3 protein-coding genes are annotated in these 2,967 nt (G+C 43.7%); all 3 read right to left on the reverse strand.

The features are described 5' to 3' along the window. Positions 1-77 precede the first annotated feature (77 nt). Positions 78-875 carry a HesA/MoeB/ThiF family protein gene (locus tag VLN09_RS04880; RefSeq protein WP_325244234.1) on the reverse strand — a complete coding sequence of 266 codons (798 nt, stop codon included), beginning with the start codon at positions 873-875 and terminating at the stop codon, positions 78-80. Positions 876-890: 15 nt separating this feature from the next. Beyond that, positions 891-1,823 carry a peptide chain release factor N(5)-glutamine methyltransferase gene (gene prmC / locus VLN09_RS04885; RefSeq protein ID WP_325244235.1) on the reverse strand — a complete coding sequence of 311 codons (933 nt, stop codon included), beginning with the start codon at positions 1,821-1,823 and terminating at the stop codon, positions 891-893. Positions 1,824-1,871: 48 nt separating this feature from the next. After that, positions 1,872-2,967: MFS transporter (locus tag VLN09_RS04890; RefSeq protein ID WP_325244236.1), on the reverse strand; the 1,096-nt coding region annotated here is incomplete at its 5' end.

Here is a 2,967-nt window from a genome sequence, read left to right on the forward strand (position 1 = left end):
TCATAGAAACAACTGTGCTTATATAAAGGATATTTGAGGATGGGTAATGATAACGCCTTAAAGACAAACGATAAAAATTAACAAAGGCTATTGCAGACAGGACACTCTGCATCTTTTCGATAGCCCATCAAGCGTTGCTGCATTTGACTACCATCCCATAACAGCAGTTTATTTGTCAGTGGATTTTTGGTTAATCCTAAATATTGCAAGGCAGCATTGGCTTGTAAGTTACCCATAATGGCTGTGGTACTGGCAAGCACCCCTGAATTGGCACAAGTACGCTCATCAGCCGCGGCATCGAGTACCACTGAACCAAATACACAGTGATAGCAGCCGGTATCTAGATGTGGCTCATATAGTGCCAACTGCCCTTGCATGGCAATAGCAGATGCCGATAATAACGGAATCTGATAACGCACACTAATACGATTGATGATATCACGAGTCGCAAAATTGTCAGTACAATCTAACAGTAAGTCAGGCTTATCAGACACCATATCTAACAGCTTATAAGCGTTGTCTTCACTCAATCGCGCCACCGTACCGCGCGCGGTTATCAAAGGATTGATACGCATCAACATTTGCGCTGCTGTCAGTGCTTTAGGCTTACCGATATCTTCAGGTAAAAACAGCGTTTGACGCTGCAAATTACTGGCTTCAATCACATCGTCATCAATCAGATGAACGTGCCCAAGTCCTGCACGCACTAAGGTTTCAGAAGCCGGACAGCCAAGCCCACCTGCACCTATCATAACGATACGTGAGGATTTTAGCCGTAGCTGAGCATCGAGATCCCAACCTTCAAGCAGTATCTGCCGTGCATAACGCAGCAGCTCCTCATCTAATAACATCTCTGTTTCTACAAGCTCACTCATATTTCTGACCATTACTTAAGATGGAAGCTGATGTTTATTAAACTGTCCAAGCGTTACTCTATCGTTTCCACCAAAATCTTTAATCGTTTTGACATTTATAAAGCTATTATCAATGAATAATTGGCGGGCAGCTAACCCTTGGTCAAAGCCATGCTCAACCGCCAGTAGCCCGCCTATTTTTAGATATTTGGGCGCCTGCTGGATGATATGTTCGATATCAGCCAAACCATGATTAGGCGCACTTAACGCACCAATCGGTTCAGCTACCAGACGCACTAAATGCTCGTCCGCTTCATCAATATAAGGAGGGTTAGAGACAATCACATCGAATAACTGCTCGTCCTGAGTGGACAGCGCGTTATACCAGCTACTATGGATAAATTCAATGTCTACAACATGACTGACCGCATTATGCTGAGCAATTTTTAGCGCCTCTAGCGAGAAATCAACGGCTACGACTTGCCAGCTTATTTGTTTTAATTTATCTGCCAGTTTTAGCTCATGGGAAAGGCTGATGGCAATACAACCAGAACCCGTCCCCAAATCTAACAAGCGCTTGCTGGTATTTCGGTCAGACTGTTCAATAGACTGCGTATTTATCCATTCCAGTACCGTTTCCACCAAAATCTCAGTATCGGGTCTGGGTATCAGCGTATGCTCATTAACCGCAAATTTTAGCGACCAAAACTCTTGTTCGCCTGTCAGATAAGCTAAGGGTATGCCCTGCTGCATCTTAATGATACCTGCATTAAATTGGGTAAGCTCATCTGCAGACAGCGCATACGCCTCATCGGTCATTAAAAACAGCGCCGGTTTATCGAGGACAGACAGCAGCCAATCCGTTATCCAAAATGGCGGAACGGCTAACTCTTTAGCCGTTTGCGCCACTTGTTGTTTGATATGACGCACTGTTATTGATTGCTCTTGTGTTTTAAGTAGCGCTATCATAAAAAATTCTTAATATTTGGACGCATTCTATTTATCATAAACCCTTTGTTATTCTGACGCCCGTGGTGGCTCGTTGGTATCAGTCAAACTCGGATTGGCTTTGGTCAATTTATCGGTGCTAGCATTGTTGCCACTATCATCATTATCACCATAAATATCGTCATTATCACCGATAACGATATGTTTATCGACCAAATAAATCAGAACCAAAATGGGAATACCAATAGCAAAAGTGAAAATAAAGAAGAACGGATAACCCATGTTATCAACAATACTGCCCGAGTAACCGCCCAAAACTTTTGGTAGTAACGTCATCAGTGAGGAAAAAATCGCATATTGTACGGCAGTAAAGCGAATAGAGGTCAGTGCTGATAAGAAGGCAATAAATACAGCACTTGCCAAGCCTGCTGCTAAATTATCAAAAATCACCGCCACATACATCACTGGCAGACTTCCTTGATGATAAGTCAATAACACAAACAGCAAATTGGTCACACATGCCAAAATTGCACCGACCATCATCGCTTGCATCATACGTAGCTTTTGTGCCATTAAGCCGCCCAAAAAGCCACCAGCAATCACCATAATGACCCCGACTAGCTTCACGGCGTTGGCAATATCTGTTTTGGTAAAACCCATATCGAGATAAAAGACGTTGGAGATTACCCCAGCGACGATATCAGAAATGCGGTAAAGACCAATCAGCGCCAAGAGAAGCAGTGCTTTTTTGCCATAGCGGCGGAAAAAATCTGCAATGGGCTCAACCCAAGTCGCTTTTGCCACCTCTTTTTTAACCAGTCCTACTTTTACCAAGCCATAACCGATGACTAAAGCAGTGATTAAACTCAGTGTTAAATGCACAATTTCAATTAAGAAACCTAAAAGCGCACTCTCAGTTTCAGGCAGTATGGCACCAATATTGGCAAATACCATGACGAAACCAACCACCGACAAGGCAAAGACTAGTACCAAGCGCGTATAATCTGACGTCTGTCTTGGGACACGCACTTGCTCACTCACCGGCTCATGAATGACCAGCGTCGTTATCACACCGATACCCATCACTCCTGCCATAATCCAGTAGGTATTGCGCCACGCCTCATAGCTATAAAGCGCTTCGGTTGAGCCAAAGTAGTCAGCTAAA

The organism is Psychrobacter sp. (assembly GCF_035469765.1).
In the GTDB taxonomy this organism is placed as follows: Bacteria; Pseudomonadota; Gammaproteobacteria; order Pseudomonadales; family Moraxellaceae; genus Psychrobacter.